Source organism: Tardiphaga sp. 768_D3_N2_1 (assembly GCF_052076105.1).
Taxonomy (GTDB): Bacteria; Pseudomonadota; Alphaproteobacteria; order Rhizobiales; family Xanthobacteraceae; genus Tardiphaga.
This window is the reverse complement of sequence record NZ_CP197245.1, coordinates 662718-679926: the sequence shown is the minus strand read 5'-3', so window position 1 is coordinate 679926 and position 17209 is coordinate 662718. Positions and strand designations below refer to the sequence as shown.

Annotated in this window: 15 protein-coding genes; 5 read left to right on the top strand and 10 right to left on the bottom strand. The window is 62.5% G+C overall.

Going from position 1 to position 17209, the window contains the following annotated elements; translation table 11 throughout:
* Nucleotides 1-26: 26 nt before the first annotated feature.
* Complete coding sequence (pcaF, locus tag AB8A27_RS03225; protein WP_441240650.1) at nucleotides 27-1235, bottom strand: 3-oxoadipyl-CoA thiolase; 1209 nt, start codon at nucleotides 1233-1235, stop codon at nucleotides 27-29.
* Between the two features lie 254 nt (nucleotides 1236-1489).
* Between pcaF and mutS the strand changes: the two genes are divergently transcribed.
* Nucleotides 1490-4216: a DNA mismatch repair protein MutS gene (mutS, locus tag AB8A27_RS03220; RefSeq protein ID WP_441240649.1), complete on the top strand. Its 2727-nt coding sequence runs from the start codon at nucleotides 1490-1492 to the stop codon at nucleotides 4214-4216.
* Here the strand turns inward: mutS and AB8A27_RS03215 are convergent.
* The 5 genes from AB8A27_RS03215 to AB8A27_RS03195 form a co-directional block, all read right to left on the bottom strand.
* A complete protein-coding gene (locus AB8A27_RS03215; protein ID WP_441240648.1) occupies nucleotides 4213-5010 on the bottom strand; it encodes a hypothetical protein in 798 nt (265 codons plus the stop codon). The two genes, mutS and AB8A27_RS03215, sit on opposite strands and share 4 nt — an antisense overlap.
* Nucleotides 5011-5069: 59 nt before the next feature.
* Entirely contained in the window at nucleotides 5070-5579 is a 510-nt protein-coding gene (locus AB8A27_RS03210) for an OsmC family protein (protein WP_089262662.1), read from the bottom strand.
* 57 nt (nucleotides 5580-5636) lie between these two features.
* Entirely contained in the window at nucleotides 5637-6416 is a 780-nt protein-coding gene (locus tag AB8A27_RS03205; protein ID WP_441240647.1) for an ABC transporter ATP-binding protein, read from the bottom strand.
* Nucleotides 6416-7264, bottom strand: a complete 849-nt coding sequence (locus AB8A27_RS03200) for an ABC transporter permease (RefSeq protein WP_441240646.1) — start codon at nucleotides 7262-7264, stop codon at nucleotides 6416-6418. The genes AB8A27_RS03205 and AB8A27_RS03200 overlap by 1 nt, the downstream gene beginning before the upstream one ends.
* 96 nt (nucleotides 7265-7360) lie before the next feature.
* Nucleotides 7361-8335 carry an aliphatic sulfonate ABC transporter substrate-binding protein gene (locus AB8A27_RS03195; RefSeq protein WP_441240645.1) on the bottom strand — a complete coding sequence of 325 codons (975 nt, stop codon included), beginning with the start codon at nucleotides 8333-8335 and terminating at the stop codon, nucleotides 7361-7363.
* A 271-nt stretch (nucleotides 8336-8606) separates the two neighbouring features.
* On the opposite strand from AB8A27_RS03195, the gene AB8A27_RS03190 reads away from it, so the two are divergent.
* Complete coding sequence (locus AB8A27_RS03190; RefSeq protein ID WP_441240644.1) at nucleotides 8607-11402, top strand: [protein-PII] uridylyltransferase; 2796 nt, start codon at nucleotides 8607-8609, stop codon at nucleotides 11400-11402.
* Here AB8A27_RS03190 and AB8A27_RS03185 read toward each other — a convergent pair.
* Together AB8A27_RS03185 and phaR are read right to left on the bottom strand one after the other, a co-directional pair.
* On the bottom strand, nucleotides 11399-11923 hold the full coding sequence (locus AB8A27_RS03185) for a methylated-DNA--[protein]-cysteine S-methyltransferase (protein ID WP_441240643.1): 525 nt from the start codon (nucleotides 11921-11923) through the stop codon (nucleotides 11399-11401). The genes AB8A27_RS03190 and AB8A27_RS03185 overlap by 4 nt on opposite strands.
* 87 nt (nucleotides 11924-12010) lie before the next feature.
* Nucleotides 12011-12610: a polyhydroxyalkanoate synthesis repressor PhaR gene (gene phaR / locus AB8A27_RS03180; protein ID WP_092139811.1), complete on the bottom strand. Its 600-nt coding sequence runs from the start codon at nucleotides 12608-12610 to the stop codon at nucleotides 12011-12013.
* Between the two features lie 327 nt (nucleotides 12611-12937).
* Between phaR and AB8A27_RS03175 the strand changes: the two genes are divergently transcribed.
* From AB8A27_RS03175 to yddG, 3 genes are all read left to right on the top strand, one after another.
* Entirely contained in the window at nucleotides 12938-14116 is a 1179-nt protein-coding gene (locus AB8A27_RS03175; protein ID WP_092139809.1) for an acetyl-CoA C-acetyltransferase, read from the top strand.
* Between the two features lie 182 nt (nucleotides 14117-14298).
* Complete coding sequence (gene phbB / locus AB8A27_RS03170) at nucleotides 14299-15024, top strand: acetoacetyl-CoA reductase (RefSeq protein WP_441240642.1); 726 nt, start codon at nucleotides 14299-14301, stop codon at nucleotides 15022-15024.
* 35 nt (nucleotides 15025-15059) lie between these two features.
* The gene (yddG, locus tag AB8A27_RS03165; RefSeq protein ID WP_441240641.1) at nucleotides 15060-15932 is read left to right on the top strand and encodes an aromatic amino acid exporter YddG; all 873 of its coding nucleotides are present in this window, start codon (nucleotides 15060-15062) and stop codon (nucleotides 15930-15932) included.
* On the opposite strand, the gene AB8A27_RS03160 is transcribed toward yddG, so the two are convergent.
* Nucleotides 15929-16363, bottom strand: a complete 435-nt coding sequence (locus tag AB8A27_RS03160) for a cupin domain-containing protein (RefSeq protein WP_441240640.1) — start codon at nucleotides 16361-16363, stop codon at nucleotides 15929-15931. The genes yddG and AB8A27_RS03160 overlap by 4 nt on opposite strands.
* The gene (gene gloB, locus AB8A27_RS03155; protein WP_092139803.1) at nucleotides 16363-17130 is read right to left on the bottom strand and encodes a hydroxyacylglutathione hydrolase; all 768 of its coding nucleotides are present in this window, start codon (nucleotides 17128-17130) and stop codon (nucleotides 16363-16365) included. The genes AB8A27_RS03160 and gloB overlap by 1 nt, the downstream gene beginning before the upstream one ends.
* Nucleotides 17131-17209 lie beyond the last annotated feature (79 nt).

Below are 17209 nucleotides of genomic sequence, written 5' to 3'. Positions count from 1 at the left end.
CGGCGGCAGTCTTGAAAACGTCGTTGTTAGTTCAGCTTCTCGATCGCCATGGCGACGCCCTGGCCGACGCCGACGCACATGGTGGCGAGCGCGAGCTTGCCGCCGCGCTTCTCCATGCCGTGCACGGCGGTCATCGCGAGACGGGCGCCGCTCATGCCGAGCGGATGGCCGAGTGCGATCGCGCCGCCATGCGGATTGACGAAATCAGCATCTTCCTTGACGCCGAGCTGGCGCAGCACGGCGATGCCCTGTGAGGCGAAGGCTTCGTTGAGTTCGATCAGGTCGAAGTCGCTGATCTTGAGGCCAAGACGCTCCATCAGCTTCTTGGTAGCCGGCACCGGGCCGATGCCCATGATGCGCGGCGCGACGCCGCCGGAGGCAAGGCCGAGAATGCGGGCGCGGGCCTTAAGGCCGTGCTTCTCAACGGCGGCGCCCGAAGCGAGGATCATGGCGCAGGCGCCGTCATTGACGCCCGAGGCGTTACCGGCGGTGACCGTGCCGTCCTTGCGGACGATCGGGCGCAGCTTGGCGAGACCTTCCAGCGTGGTTTCGGGGCGCGGATGCTCGTCCTTGTCGACCGCAATCGGACCGGCCTTGCCGCCGGGCGCCATCACCGGGATGATTTCTTCGGCGAAGTAACCCGCTGCAATTGCTTTACCCGCGTTCTGCTGCGAGCGGATCGCGAAGGCGTCCTGGTCGGCGCGGGAGATCTGGAAATCCTGCGCGACGTTCTCGCCGGTTTCCGGCATGGCATCGACGCCGTATTTTTCCTTCATCAGCGGGTTGATGAAGCGCCAGCCGATGGTGGTGTCGAAGATTTCCGCCGAACGGGAGAAGGCTTCGGTGGCCTTGCCCTGCACGAACGGCGCGCGGGTCATGGATTCAACGCCGCCGGCAATGGCGAAATCGATTTCACCGGCGCGGATGGCGCGGGCGCCGGCACCGACGGCATCGAGGCCGGACGCGCAAAGGCGGTTCAGGGTCGCGCCGGGAACTGAATCCGGCAGGCCGGCCAGCAGCGAGGCCATGCGGGCGACGTTGCGGTTGTCTTCGCCGGCCTGGTTGGCGCAGCCGAAATAGACTTCCTCGACGGCGGTCCAATCCACGCCGGGATTGCGCTCGATCAGGGCTTTAATGGGAGCTGCGGCGAGGTCGTCGGCGCGAACCTTGGCAAGGGAGCCGCCGAAACGGCCGATGGGGGTGCGGACGGCGTCGCAGATAAAGACATCGCTCATCAATTCTCTCCCTTAGGGACTGCATCCGCGCTCGATTGCCGGATTTTCGCGGTGTTTTTAGGAAGCCCCGCTGACCCGGTCAAATGCCGCTGCTGGATGGCAGCGATGTCCCTGGGAATTTGAAAAATTCCCTTGGGATTGCGGATATGAAATCGCAGTTGACTTGTCAACTGCCTCGCCGTGGTGGGGAAAACTACGGTTTGCGACAGCCGCGGGTGGGATCGGCCGGACAAAATTTGCTAGCGTCCGCCGCCATGACGATCCAGCAGCCCATTACCGCCCCAGAACCCGCTCCCCGCGTGGAAGACACCGCAAAAGTGTCTCCGATGATGGAACAGTACCTTGAGATCAAGGCTGCCAATCCCGGCCTGTTGCTGTTCTACCGGATGGGCGATTTCTACGAGATCTTCTTCGAGGACGCCGAGCTTGCCTCGCGTTCCCTCGGCATCGTGCTGACCAAGCGCGGCAAGCATCAGGGCATGGATATTCCCATGTGCGGCGTGCCGGTGGTTCGCGCCGATGATTATCTGCACCGCCTGATCTCGCTCGGCATCCGTGTCGCCGTCTGCGAACAGATGGAGGATCCGGCCGAGGCGAAGAAGCGTGGCGGCAAGAGCGTGGTCCGCCGCGACGTCGTCCGCGTGGTGACGCCGGGTACGCTGACGGAAGAAAACCTGCTCGATGCCCGTGCCAACAATTATCTGATGGCGATCGCGCGCAGCAAGGGGTCGGCTGGTGCGGATCGCATTGGTCTGGCCTGGATCGACATTTCGACGGCGGAATTCATCGTCACCGAATGCGCGACCGGCGAACTTGGAGCGACTTTGGCGCGCATCAATCCGAATGAAGTGATCGTGACGGATGCGCTCTACAGCGATCCCGATCTCAGCCAGTTGCTGCGTGAATTGCCAGCCGTGACGCCGCTGACCCGCGACGTGTTCGACGGCGCCACGGCCGAGCGGCGCCTGTGCGATTATTTCGCCGTCGCCACCATGGATGGCCTCAGCGCGATGTCGCGGCTGGAAGCGGCAGCCGCAGCGGCTTGCGTCACCTATGTGGAGCGCACCCAGATCGGCAAGCGTATCCCGCTGTCGCCGCCGACGCGTGAAGCGGTCGGCACGACGATGGCGATCGATCCGGCGACCCGCGCCAATCTCGAACTAACGCGGACGCTCGGCGGCGAACGCAAGGGCTCGCTGCTCGATGCCATCGATTGCACGGTGACGGCTGCCGGCTCGCGCCTCCTCGCGCAACGGCTGGCGGCGCCGCTCACGGATGCTGCGGGCATTTCGCGACGCCATGATGCGGTCGCGGCGTTCGTCGTCGACAGCGGTCTGCGTGACGATCTGCGCTCCGCGCTCAAGTCCGCGCCGGATATGTCGCGTGCATTGGCACGTTTGTCTGTGGGGCGCGGCGGCCCGCGTGATCTCGCTTGTATCCGCGATGGCGTGCTCGCTGCCGATCAGGTACTGGCGCGCCTCGGCGTCGCCGAGAATCTGCCGGCTGATATCACCACGGCCATGGTCGGCCTGCGCCGACCGTCGCGTGAGCTGGCTGCGACCTTTACGCGTGCGCTTGATGACGACCTGCCGCTGATGAAGCGTGATGGCGGCTTTGTGCGCGCGGGCTTCGAACCCGTGCTCGACGAGACCCGCAATCTGCGCGACGCCTCGCGGCTCGTGGTCGCCTCGATGCAGGCACGCTATGCCGACGATACCGGCGTCAAGGCGTTGAAGATCCGGCACAACAATGTGCTCGGCTACTTCGTCGAGGTCACCGCGCAGCATGGCGACAAGCTGATGCAGGCGCCGCTGAATGCGACCTTCATTCATCGCCAGACGCTGGCCGGGCAGGTGCGCTTCACGACGTCCGAGCTTGGCGAGATCGAGGCCAAGATCGCTAATGCCGGCGACCGTGCGCTCGGGCTGGAACTCGAAATATTTGAACGGCTGTCGGGGATGGTTGCCGAGGCCTCGGAAGACCTGCGCGCCGCCGCGCACGCCTTTGCGCTGCTCGACGTGGCGACCGCGCTGGCGAAGCTGGCGGTCGACGACAACTACGTTCGCCCCGAAGTCGATAACTCGCTGTTGTTCGCCATTGAGGGCGGTCGTCATCCGGTGGTCGAGCAGGCGCTGCGCCGCGACGGTCAGCCGTTCATCGCCAATGCTAGCGACCTGTCGCCGGGGCCGGGGCAGAAGTCTGGCCAGATCTGGCTGATCACTGGCCCGAACATGGCCGGTAAATCGACCTTCCTGCGGCAGAATGCGCTGATCGCTCTGCTGGCGCAGATCGGCAGCTTCGTGCCGGCCTCGCGCGCCCGCATCGGCATCGTCGACCGGCTGTTCTCACGCGTCGGCGCTGCGGACGATCTGGCGCGCGGGCGTTCGACCTTCATGGTCGAGATGGTCGAGACCGCCGTCATCCTCAATCAGGCGACCGAGCGTGCGCTGGTGATCCTGGATGAAATCGGCCGCGGCACGGCGACCTTCGATGGTCTGTCGATCGCCTGGGCTGCGATCGAGCACCTGCACGAGAGCAATCGCTGCCGCGCGCTGTTCGCGACGCATTATCATGAGCTCACCGCTCTGTCGGCAAAACTGCCGCGGCTGTTCAATGCCACGGTGCGGGTGAAGGAATGGCATGGCGACGTCGTGTTCCTGCACGAGGTGCTGCCGGGCTCGGCGGATCGCTCCTATGGCATTCAGGTCGCGAAACTCGCCGGCCTGCCGCCCGCGGTGATCGTGCGCGCGAAATCGGTGCTGGCCAAGCTCGAAGCGCAGGATCGCGGGCAGGGCGCCAAGGTGCTGGTCGACGACTTGCCGCTGTTCGCGATCACCTCACGCGCACCGGAAGAGGCGGCGCCGCCGAGCGAGGCGGACCTGCTGATGGAAGCCGTGAAATCGCTGCATCCCGACGAGATGTCGCCGCGCGAGGCATTGGATGCGCTCTATGCGCTGAAGGCCAAATTGCCCAAAGGCTAAACGGTGCGAATCTTCCTGCGGCCCAGCGACCACAGGCCGAGATTCCACACCACGCAAGTTGCCAACGCGACGCTTAGCGCGATCGCCGAGCCGAAGCGTGGCGCGGTCAGGGGCAGGGTAGCGACGGCGATGCCGAAGCCCATCAGGCCCCAGCCGCCATTGGCCATTACCGCGGCGGTCGGCACGCCGCCGATGCGCGGATGCAGGATCAGCAACAAACTGGTGAACACCACGGGATAGAGCGCAAGGATGCCGCTACCGGCCGGTCCGATGGTCGCGGATAGCGTGACGACAGTGCCGACCAACGTGGACACCAGTACCGCGCGCAGCAGTATGTCGTACCAGCGACGTGTGATGAGCGGCATCATGGCGTGGCGAAACCGCGCCATGAGCGGCAGGCAGATGCCGAAGGCCACCGCATTGGCGAGGAGACCTCCGAGTAACGACCATTCGAATTGCCGGACCAGTATGGCAAGGCCGAACCACACCATCATCGCCGTGCCGAGACTGACAACGACGTTATGGCTCCGGGCCAGGTAGATGTAAGTCAATCCGAAAAACATTGTCACGGCGTTGATCGGCAGGCTCGTCAGCGCGCCCTGCGCGATGAAGGCAGCATCGTGATCGATAGCGAGAAAAACGTAGGACGGACCCGCGGAGATCGGCAGCGTCGCCACCAAGGCGCCGATCACCGGGCCGGAGCGTTCGGTAATGATGGCGGCGGTGATCACGAAAGCAGCGGTGATCGCCATGCGCAGCGTGAGTGTCAGGAGAAAGGTAAGTTCGGGGGACATGGAAGCCTGATGAGAGGAGGTGCTTGGCCTCCTCTTTCTTGGTGGACAGTCCCGCCTGCTTACACCCTGTTGAGTGACACCGAAACCTTCGGGCCATGTTTGATGGTCTGGTAGACCACGCAATAACGCTCGGTCAGCTTGAGCAACAGATCGAGCTTGTCCTGCGGCGCATCGGTGTCGACGTCGAAACGCAGGCGGATTTCGGCGAAGCCGACCGGGGCTTCCTTGTCGACGCCGAGCGTGCCGCGGAAATCGAGATCGCCTTCGGCCGTCACGTTGCCGGACTTCAGTGGAATTTCGACGGCGGTGGCCACCGACTTCAGCGTCACGCCGGCGCAGGCCACCAGCGCTTCCAGCAGCATGTCACCGGAACACAGTTCAAGCCCGGAGCCGCCCGTTGCTGGATGCAGGCCGGCGGCTGCGATCTGCCGGCCGGTCTCGACCTTGCAGGCGATGCCGTCATTGTCGATCGAGCCTTTGGCTTTCAGCGTGATGAAGGCGGCCTTGGGATCGGTCTTGTAAAGTTCCTTGATGGGGGCCTGGGTGGCGCGAAGCGCGGCGGCGTCCATGATATCTCTCCCTGAGATTTTGTTAGTTGCAGCTTTTATTGGTTAGCGGCGTTGTTGTCACCACCATGCGCCGACCGCCTCGGCAGGTGCGCTATCGGGCACGTCGCGATCGAGTGAGCGATCCAATGCGGTGAGCACGCGGCGCTTCACGGCGTCGAACAGCGGAGAAGCGCGGTCGCGCGGGCGCGCAAGGCTGACATCGATCTCGGCGAACAGCCGGCCCGGACGCGGCCGCATCACCAGCACCCGATCGGCCAGGACGACGGCTTCGTCGACATCATGAGTGACGAGGATCAGCGTCGGCCGTGTATCGGCCCAGAGATCGAGCAGATGATCTTGCAGATCGCGGCGTGTGAAGGCGTCGAGCGCGGAGAACGGCTCGTCGAGCAACAGCACCTCCGGCTGCGGCACCAGTGCACGGGCAATGGCGACGCGCTGCGCCTGTCCGCCAGATAGTTCGCGGGGCCATGCCCTGGCCTTGTCCGACAGACCAACGCGCGCCAGGGCCTGCGCGACCTTTTCGCGACGTGCGGCGACAGGAAGCTCGGACAGGCCAAAGCCGATATTGTCGGCAACGCTCAGCCATGGCAGCAGTCGCGGTTCCTGGAAGATGATGCCGATCTTTTCGTGCGGTGCGTTGATATCGATATTGTCGATGCGGATGCTGCCGGTCGAGGCGCGATCGAGCCCAGCAACGGCGCGCAGCAGCGTTGATTTTCCGCAGCCAGAGCCGCCAATGATGGCAACGATCTCGCCCTGCGGGATTTGCGCGGTGAAGCGCTCCAGCGCGTGGACGCCGTTGGGATAGGTCTTGCCGACCTTGTCGAGGGCGAGCATCAGCTCTCTCCGCCCGGTCGGAACGCGTCCTGCCAACGCAGCAAGGGTGTGGTGACGAGTTCGATCAGCCAATCTGTAGTCTTGCCGAGTAGGGCGAAGATGGTGATCGCGGCGAGAATCTGCGCCGGCTTGCCGAGTTGCTGGCCATCAATCAGGAGATAGCCGAGCCCTTCGGATGCGCCCATGAATTCGGCGGCGACCACGAACATCCAGCCGAGCCCGAGGCCGACGCGGAGTGCAACGACATAGGCCGGCAGCACCGCTGGCAGCAGGATACGGCGGATCATGGCGGGGCCGGAGAGGCGGAAGGTGCGGCCGACCTCGACGATCTTGCGATCGACCGAGAGGATCGCGCCCATAACGCCGAGATAGACCGGGAAGAACACGCCGACGGCGATCAGCGCGACTTTCGAAGTCTCGAAAATGCCGAGCCACAGGATGAACAGCGGCACCCAGGCGATCGACGGAATGGCGCGCAATGCTTGCACGGTGGGATCGAGCAGTCGCCGTGCAATGCCCCAATAGCCGGAGATAGCGCCGAGCAGCGTGCCGGCGACAACGCCGAGGCCGAAGCCGGCGGCAACGCGTGACAGCGTCGTGGTGATATGGCGCCAGAGTTCGCCGCTTCGGGCGAGATCCATGATGGTGGCAAAGACGCGCGATGGCGGCGGCACCAGCCGGCCGTTCGACCAGCCGGACCACACTGCTAGCTCCCATGCCAGCGCGAGTGTCAGCGGGAATACGACGCCCAGCGCAGGCCGCGCGAAACGCTGCCAGCGCCTGTTGGATGCGGTTTTTTCACGGATCTCCGCGACGTCGGGTGCGGTGATGTCGAGCGTCATGGCCATAGCTGAAGCGCGTCTCGATCTGGTTTGCAAGGTGGTCAAAAGCTTCACCCTCCCTTTGCAGGGAGGGTGAAGGATGGCTTCGCAGATACGAGAGCATTAGCTCTTCGGCAACTGCACCTGATCGTCGATCAGGGCATCCACCGTCGCTTTCACATCGACCTTGGCGTCGATCACGCCGGCCTGCTGCAGAGCGAGGCCTGCGGCGAGGATCGACTCGCGCTGCGGTGCGCCGATGCGGCTGTGGGTCAGTTCGGTGCGTTCCTTGAGCTGCTTGTCGACGACCGCGTCGGGCAGCTTGGTGACGCCGATGAAGGCCTTCTTCAGCTCCGGATAGTTCTCCAGCGAGTATTTGCGGGCGTCTTCATAGACGGCGAGGACGCGGCGCGCGGCGTCCGGATAGTCCTTCAGGAACTGCTCGCGCACATTGAGGATGCCCCAGGTGTTGGCGTCGGGCTTACGGAAGAACAGCTTGGCGCCGTCCTCGACTTCGGCCTGTGCCATCATCGGGTCGAGGCCAGCCCATGCATCGACGTCACCGCGGATCAGCGCAGCCTTGCCATCGGCATGCTGCAGCAGAACTGGCGTGATGTCCTTGTCGGTAAGGCCGGCGCCGAGCAGCGCGCGGACCAGGAAGATGTGCGGATCGGTGCCGCGGGTCACCGCGACGCGCTTGCCTTTGAGATCGGCGACGGAGGCGATCTTGGAATCCTTGCCGGTGACCAATGCGGTCCACTCCGGCCGCGAATAGACATAGACCGACTTGATCGGATTGCCGTTGATCTTCGCGACCAGCGCGGCGGAGCCGGCGGTCGAGCCGAAATCGATGGAGCCGGCATTGAGGAATTCCAGCGCCTTGTTGGACCCGGCCGACTGTACCCACGTGATCTTCACACCGTCCTTGGCGAATTCCTTCTCCAGGAGGCCGTTCTGCTTGAGGATGATCGAGACCGGATTGTAGGTCGCCCAGTCGAGACGGATTTCCTTGAGCGGCTCGGCAGCGAAGGTGGCGCCGGGAAGCAGTGCAGCCGCAGCAATCAGACCGGCGACAGCGCGCCGTGACATCGTGAACATTCTGGTCTCTCCCTGATGGACGATCGAAGCATGAGATTTGAAGGCGACTTGCGTCCTGCGGGCGTCATGGCACCACGCCAGGGTCGCTCTGTGAGCAAAAACGTGCTTTAATTTCAATTAGTTATGGCGTTCCGTCAACGAGAAGATATGATGCGCCAGAGATACCGCTGCGAGAACGTTGTTGCCCGGATTGCGCAAAAGGCAGCATGGACTAGTTGTGGGGCTACAATCACCGTGACAGCGCTTGCGCCGTCCGATATCCGGGTTGTTCATGGACAGCGTTACTACACAAGCCAAGCCGACGACCGAAACCGAGTTCGACACGCCGCGGATCACTGCCGAGATCGACGCGCTTGCAGCGCAGCATCGCGGCAAGAACGATTTGTTTCGGGCGGCCGTCGCCAAGCTGCTGAAGGCCGAACTGCTCAAGGCCAGTGAAGCCGCCGAGGCCGTGCTGCTGAAGGATCGCCACGGCCGCCGCTGCGCCGAACGTCTCTGCCACGTGCAGGATGAAATCATCCGAATGCTGTTCGCTGCGGCGACCAGGCATCTGTATCATTCGCCGACTCCATCCACCGGCGAGCGCATGGCCGTGGTCTCCACCGGCGGCTATGGCCGCGGGCTGATGGCGCCGGAATCCGACATCGATCTGTTGTTCATCCTGCCCTACAAGCAGACCGCCTGGGGCGAACAGGTCGCCGAAGTCATCCTCTATTGCCTGTGGGACATGGGCCTGAAGGTCGGCCACGCCACGCGTTCGGTGGATGAATCGATCCGCCAGGCGCGCGGTGACATGACGATCCGCACCGCGATTCTGGAGACGCGCTTCCTCACCGGCGATCAGGCCCTCTACGATGAGCTGGTCACGCGCTTCGATGCCGAAGTCGTGCAGGGCACCGCTGCGGAATTTGTTACTGCCAAGCTTGCCGAACGCGAGGAGCGTCATCGCCGTGGCGGCCAGTCGCGCTATCTGGTCGAGCCCAACGTCAAGGACGGCAAAGGTGGTCTGCGCGATCTGCACACCGTGTTCTGGATCGCGAAATACGTCTATCGGGTGCGTGACAGCAAGGAGCTGGTGGCGCGCGGCGTGTTCGATCCGCAGGAATACCGCACCTTCAAGCGTTGCGAAGACTTCCTGTGGTCGGTCCGCTGCAATATCCACTTCCTGACCAAACGACCGGAAGAGCGGCTGTCCTTCGACCTGCAGCGCGAGATTGCGGTCCGCCTCGGCTATACCTCGCATCCCGGCATGCAGGACGTCGAGCGCTTCATGAAGCACTACTTCCTGATTGCCAAGGAAGTCGGTGATCTCACGGCGATCCTGTGCGCCAAGCTCGAAGACCAGCAGGCCAAGCCGGCGCCGGCGCTGACGCGCATGATGGCGAAGCTGCGACCCGAGATGCATCGCCGCCGGCTGCCGGACAGCGATGCGTTCATCATCGACAACAACCGCATCAACCTTTCCGCGCCCGACGTGTTCAAGGAAGACCCGATCAATCTGATGCGGTTCTTCCGACTGGCGCAGAAGCACAATCTGGCTTTCCATCCGGATGCGATGCGGGCAGCAACACGGTCGCTCCGGCTGATCACGCCGGAGATGCGCGAGAATCCCGAAGCCAACGCGCTGTTCATGGAGATCCTGACTTCGGATAATGCCGAGATCGTGCTGCGGCGCATGAACGAGACCGGCGTGCTCGGCCATTTCATCCGCGCCTTCGGCCGCATCGTCTCGATGATGCAGTTCAACATGTATCATCACTACACGGTGGATGAGCATCTGATCCGCTGTATCGGCATCCTTCAGGAGATCGAGCGCGGCGGCAATGACGAGTTCATTGTCGCCACCGATCTGATGCGCAAGATCCGCCCCGAACACCGCGCGGTGATCTACATCACAGTGCTGTTGCATGACATTGCCAAGGGGCGTCCGGAGGATCACTCCATCGCCGGCGCCAAGGTCGCACGGCGGCTATGCCCGCGACTCGGCTTCAACGCCGCCGACACGGACCTCGTCGCATGGCTGATCGAGGAACATCTCACCATGTCCACGGTGGCGCAGTCGCGTGATCTGTCGGATAGCAAGACCATCGAGAATTTCGCCGCCGTGGTGCAGTCGGTGGAGCAGATGAAGCTGCTGACGATTCTCACCACCGCCGATATCCGCGGCGTCGGCCCCGGTGTCTGGAACGGCTGGAAAGCGCAGTTGCTGCGTACGCTGTATTATGAGACCGAGCCTGTGCTCACCGGCGGCTTCTCCGAGGTCAATCGCGCCCAGCGCATCGCGTCGGCGCAGGCCGAATTCCGCCGTGCCTTTACAGAATGGCCCGAGCAGGATCTCAACGCCTATATTTTGCGGCACTATCCGGCCTACTGGCTCAAGGTCGAGCTCGCCCGCAAGATTCGCCATGCGCGCTTCCTGCGCGCTTCGGAAGAAGCCGGGCACAAGCTGGCGATCAATGTCGGCTTTGACGAAGCCCGCGGCGTCACCGAGCTTACGATTCTGGCAGTCGATCACCCTTGGTTGCTGTCGATCATCGCCGGCGCATGCGCCGCCGCCGGCGCCAACATCGTTGATGCGCAGATCTACACCACGACGGATGGCCGCGCGCTCGACACCATCGCGATCTCCCGGGAATACGAGCGCGACGACGACGAAGGTCGCCGTGCGACACGGATCGGCGACATGATCGAGGACGTGCTCGAAGGCAAGGTACGGCTGCCGGAAACCGTGGCCAAGCGCGCCTCGACCAAGGGCAAGATCAAGGCCTTCACGGTTGAGCCGGAAGTCATCGTCAACAACCAGTGGTCGGATCGCTACACGGTGATCGAGGTCTCGGGCCTCGACCGGCCTGGCCTCTTGTATCAGCTCACCACGGCGATCTCGAAGCTCAATCTCAACATCGCTTCGGCGCATGTCGCGACCTTCGGCGAGCGCGCGCGAGACGTGTTCTACGTCACCGATTTGCTCGGAGCGCAGATCAACGCCCCGACGCGTCAGGCTGCGATCAAGCGCGCATTGATCCATCTACTGGCGAACGGCGATATCGCGGAGAAACCGGCGGCTTAGGACTTCACCGCAACGCCCTCATGCTCCAGCAGCCAGCGTTTGCGCGCGATGCCGCCGCCATAGCCGGTGAGTGAACCGTTCGCGCCGATCAGGCGGTGACAGGGCACGACGACACTCAGTGGGTTTGCGCCATTGGCATGGCCGACCGCGCGCATCGCATTGGGCACGCCGAGTTGCGCCGCCAGCGTGCCGTAGCTGAGTGTGTTGCCCGCAGGGATTTTTCGCAGTGCCGTCCAGATACGGTTCTGAAACGGCGTGCCGGGGATATGGCAGGTGATGCCATCGAGTTGGTCGAGGTCGCCGTCGAAATAGCGTGAGAGTGCACTGCGGATTGCTGATGGTGCCGAGTTCTCGGTCAGTTCAACTGGGCCATAGTAACGGCGCAACAAAGTCAGCAAGCGCTCTTCGTAATCGATCCAGTCGAGCGCGCAGAGTGCACCGCCGTTGTTCGTCACCAGCAGCGCGATGCCGATCGGGGTGTCGAGTCGGTCGAGAGTGAGAGGGGTGGGTTGCTTCGCCATGGCGATGTTGCGCTCATCAAATGGAAACGCCGACCGTAGGTGCAGCCACGGCCGGCGTCATTCCGATTTCCGACAAGTGAGCGCGGATTATTCCGACTTCGGCTCGTGCGACATGCGCTCGAGGCGTTCCTGCATTTCCTTCATCTGGCGACGCAGATCATCCATGGTGTCGGCAGGCTCAGGCGTCGGCTCCGGCGCCTTTTCCGGCTCCGGCGACGCAGCACCACCGCGCGGCGGCACGAACGGCTTGAACATCGAGAAAGTTTGCTGAAAAAGCTCCATGTTGCGGCGGACGGTTTCTTCCAGCGGCGCGAACGGCGTCATGCTGAACGTGTTCGTCATCTGCTTGCGAAACTTCTCCTGCTCGCGCGTCAGGCTGTCGATGGATTGCTCGAGATATTTCGGCACCACCATCTGCATGCTGTCGCCATAAAAGCGGATCAGCTGACGCAGGAAAGTGGTCGGCAGGAGATTCTGGCCGGCCTTGTTCTCTTGTTCGAAAATGATCTGGGCCAGCACCGAGCGGGTGATGTCGTCGCCAGTCTTGGCGTCGTAAACGAGGAAGTCCTCGCCGTCCTTCACCATCGCGGCGAGATCTTCCAGCGTCACATAGGTACTGGTTCCGGTATTATAGAGCCGACGGTTCGCGTATTTCTTGATGGTCGTGGGTTGATCTGATTTCGCCATGACAGCTCACTTACCTACCGGGAACAGGAAACCTTTCGGCATTGCGCCAAAAGGCGATCGGATTGGGTGGTCGAACAACGCAATGCAATAAAGTAAGCACTTTCAAATGGCCTCGGCTACCGTTTTGTGCGTCACGGTTAAAATCGCAGCATGATTGTGCTATGCAAAGTGCCAACCATACCATTTATGGTGCGCTGCATTATCGAAATGGCTATGGTGATTTGACGCGAACCCCATAGGTTAACGACACCGAAGGAAAAGCGGCCTGTCACGTCAGTGGTGGTTTCCGCCGAAGAAACTCAACAAAGCCCAACAAAGGAGATGTCCATGTCAGACGATGTCGTCATCGTCAGCGCTGCCCGCACACCCGTCGGCAGCTTCAACGGCGCTTTCGCAACCATGCCAGCGCATGATCTCGGCGCCATCGCCATCAAGGCGGCGCTTGAGCGCGGCAAGATCGATCCGGCCCGCGTCTCCGAAGTCATCATGGGACAGATTCTCACTGCTGCGCAGGGCCAGAACCCCGCGCGTCAGGCCTCGATCGCTGCCGGCCTCCCGGTGGAAACCTCGGCCTGGGGCGTCAACATGCTGTGCGGTTCCGGCCTGCGCACCGTGGCGCTTGGCTATCAGGCGCTGCTCAATGGTGATTCGGACATCGTTGTTGCCGGCGGTCAGGAATCCATGAGCATGGCCCCGCACGCGCAGTATCTGCGTGGTGGCGTGAAGATGGGTCCGGTGGAATTCGTCGACACCATGATCAAGGACGGTCTGTGGGATGCCTTCAACGGCTATCACATGGGCAACACCGCCGAGAACGTGGCGAAGCAGTACCAGATCACCCGTCAGCAGCAGGACGAGTTCGCCGTTGCGTCGCAGCAGAAGGCTGAAGCCGCGCAGAAGGCCGGCAAGTTCAAGGACGAGATTGTCCCGGTGACCATCAAATCCCGCAAGGGTGATATCGTCGTCGACACCGACGAATATCCGCGTCACGGCGCCTCCATCGAAGCCATGGCCAAGCTGAAGCCGGCTTTCGAAAAAGACGGCACCGTCACTGCCGGCAGCGCATCGGGCATCAATGACGGCGCTGCCGCCGTTGTGCTGATGACCGCCAAGCAGGCCGCCAAGGAAGGTCTCAAGCCGCTCGCCCGCATCGTGTCGTGGGGCCAGGCCGGCGTCGATCCGAAGATCATGGGCACCGGCCCGATCCCGGCATCGCGCGCTGCGCTGAAGAAGGCAGGCTGGACCATCAACGATCTCGACCTGATCGAAGCCAACGAAGCCTTTGCAGCGCAGGCCTGCGCTGTGAACAAGGATCTCGGCTGGGATACGTCGAAGGTTAACGTCAACGGTGGCGCGATCGCGATCGGTCATCCGGTGGGTGCATCCGGTGCGCGTGTTCTCGTCACGTTGTTGCACGAGATGGAAAAGCGCGACGCGAAGAAAGGCCTCGCCACGCTGTGCATCGGCGGCGGCATGGGCATCGCGATGTGCATTGCACGCGACTAATTCTTGCGCGCCGCGTGCTGAAAACATCGGCTCGCGTGTGCACTGCACACACTGCTACACAAAATGCCCGGCGCTTTGCGCCGGGCATTTTCGTTTGATGGTCCAATTCTGCTTGATGTTCGTCGTATCGCCGGATTAATTCGAAGCTATAACTACAAAAGAGATTTGTGGAGGGATCGATCATGGCGCGCGTAGCATTGGTGACCGGTGGAACACGAGGGATTGGCGCTGCGATCAGCAAGGCTTTGAAGATTGCGGGATACAGCGTCGCGGCAAGCTATGCCGGCAACGATGCCGCCGCCGAGAAATTCAGAAGCGAGACGGGTATCGGCACCTACAAGTGGGATGTCGGTTCGTTCGATGAATGCGCTGCCGGCGTGAAAAAGGTCGAGGACGATCTGGGACCGGTGGAAGTGCTGGTCAACAATGCCGGCATCACCATGGATGGCGCCTTCCACAAGATGACGCCGGAACAGTGGAACAGGGTGGTCAACACCAATCTCGGGTCGCTGTTCAACATGACCCGTCAGGTGATCGAGGGTATGCGTGAGCGCAAATTCGGCCGTATCATCAATATTTCATCGATCAACGGCCAGAAGGGGCAGTTCGGTCAGGTCAACTATTCTGCCGCCAAGGCCGGCGACATCGGCTTTACCAAGGCACTCGCGCTGGAGAATGCCAAGCTCGGCATCACGGTGAACGTGATCTGCCCTGGCTACATCAATACCGAGATGGTGCAGGCCGTGCCGCTCGCCGTTCTTGAGAAGAGCATCCTGCCGCAGATCCCGGTCAACCGCCTCGGCGAGCCCGAAGAAATCGCGCGCGCCGTGGTGTTCCTGGCCGCGGACGATTCCGGCTTCGTGACCGGCTCGACCATGACCATCAATGGCGGGCAATATCACGCCTGATGTGCTAGGCGTCATCGAAACACAGACTGGATTCGATGACGCCCCGTACTGCTACCCTGATCGGTCTCACGGCCACATTGATGTGGTCGCTATTGTCGGTGATGGCGATAGCGACAGGCCGGATCCCGCCATTTCAACTTGCGGCCATGACCTTCGCCATCGGTGCGTTGGCGGCGGCGCTCAGCTGGATCGGCCGTCCCGAGGCCATTCGCGCGCTCAGGCAATCGCCGCTGATATGGGTCGTCGGCGTCGGCGGGCTGTTCGGCTATCACGCGCTGTATTTCGTCGCGCTGCGCCTCGCGCCGCCGGCTGAAGCCGGGCTTTTGAATTATCTCTGGCCGCTGATGATCGTTCTGTTCTCGTCATTGCTGCCCGGTGAGAGGCTCCATCTGCATCACATCATCGGCGCGTTGCTGGGTCTCGTTGGCACGGTATTACTGCTGTGGGGCAATACATCCGCCAATCTCGCTTCGGGCCATGCCGGTGGGTTGTTTGCCGCCTTCTGCGCAGCCCTCGTATGGACGGCCTATTCGGTGATGTCGCGGCGACTCAAGGCCGTCCCGACCGACGCCGTCGCCGGCTTCTGCCTTGTCACCGCGCTGCTTGCGACGATTGTCCATCTCGTTGTTGAGACAACAGTCTGGCCCGAGACCGCGTTGCAATGGTTGTCGGTGATTGCGCTCGGCGTCGGTCCGGTGGGAGCTGCCTTTTACACCTGGGACATCGGCATGAAGCGCGGTGACATCCGGGTGCTCGGCGCTGCGTCCTATGCCACGCCGCTGCTGTCGACGGCCTTTCTGATCCTGGCCGGCTTCGCGCAGGCGAGCGCGAATATTGCCGTCGCAGCAGCGTTGATCGCAGCTGGTGGTTTGATCGCAGCGAAGGATATGATCTGGAAGCCGAACTAGTCGGGCTTCCAGCCCTTCGGGGCCAACTCAAACGTCGCGAAATCGAAACCCGGTGCCACGGTGCAGCCGACCAGTGTCCAGTCGCCAGTGGTGGAGGCGGCCTGCCAGGCATGCGGTGGGACAATGCCTTGTGGCTCTTGTCCTGCGGCGACGTCCGGCCCGAGCGTGATCATGCGCCGTCCGGCATCATCAGCGATTTCCAGCGTCAGCGGCGCGCCCGCATGATAATGCCAGATCTCGACCGCATCGATGCGATGCCAGTGCGAGCGTTCGCCTGATGCCAGCAGGAAGTAGATCGCCGTCGAGGCTGCGCGCCCGTTCGCGTCCACGCGGCTATCGCGAAACGTTTCGCGATAGTGCCCGCCTTCGGGATGCGGCTGCAGGCCGAGCGTCGCGATAATCTCGGCTGCAGTTGGCGTCTTGCCTGCCATCAGGACTTGTTCTTGCGTTCGCGGAGTTCGCCGAACACGTCGTCCTCGCTGAATCCCTTGAGGCGGACGGCGGCGGCGATGGCCGGATCGTCGGCGCGCAGGAAGACGTTGGTCTTCTTCTCGAGGCCGAGCAGCACCGGGATGGTCGGCTTGCCGACGGCGCGCAGCTGCGCCACTTCGTCGGAGCGCTTCTTCAGCGCCTCGTTATTGGGATCGATGCCGAGGCAGAACTTGACGTTTGCCGCGGTGTATTCGTGACCGCAATAGACACGGTAGTCGTCGGGCAATGTGCGCAGCTTCTTCAGCGATTGCCACATCATCGGATAGGTGCCCTCGAACACCCGGCCGCAGCCGCCGGAAAACAGGGTGTCGGCGGAGAATAGTGCCAGCTCGCTGTCGAACACGTAGCAGATATGGTCGAGCGTATGGCCGGGGGTCTCGAACACCCGTGCTGTGAGTGCGCCGACCTGCACGGTATCGCCTTCGGCGACGCGGACGTCGACTTCAGGAATCGCCGAGCCCTGATCATGCGGCGCCGTAACCTTGCAGCCATAGGTCTTCTTCAGCTCGGCGATACCGCCGACATGGTCGGCATGGTGATGCGTCACCAGGATATCCGTGAGCTTCCAGCCTTCGCGCTGCAGCACCTTCATGATCGGGCCGGCCTCCGGCGCGTCGATCGCGGCGGTCTTCAGGCTCTGCGGATCATGAATCAGGTAGCCGAAATTGTCGGACAGACAGGGGAACACACGAATTTCAGCAGCCATGGTAACTCCGTTGGATCGCGTCGTGATGCGCTCGCACTGTGATGCGGCAAATTGATGGGTATGAGGCAGATGCGTGGTG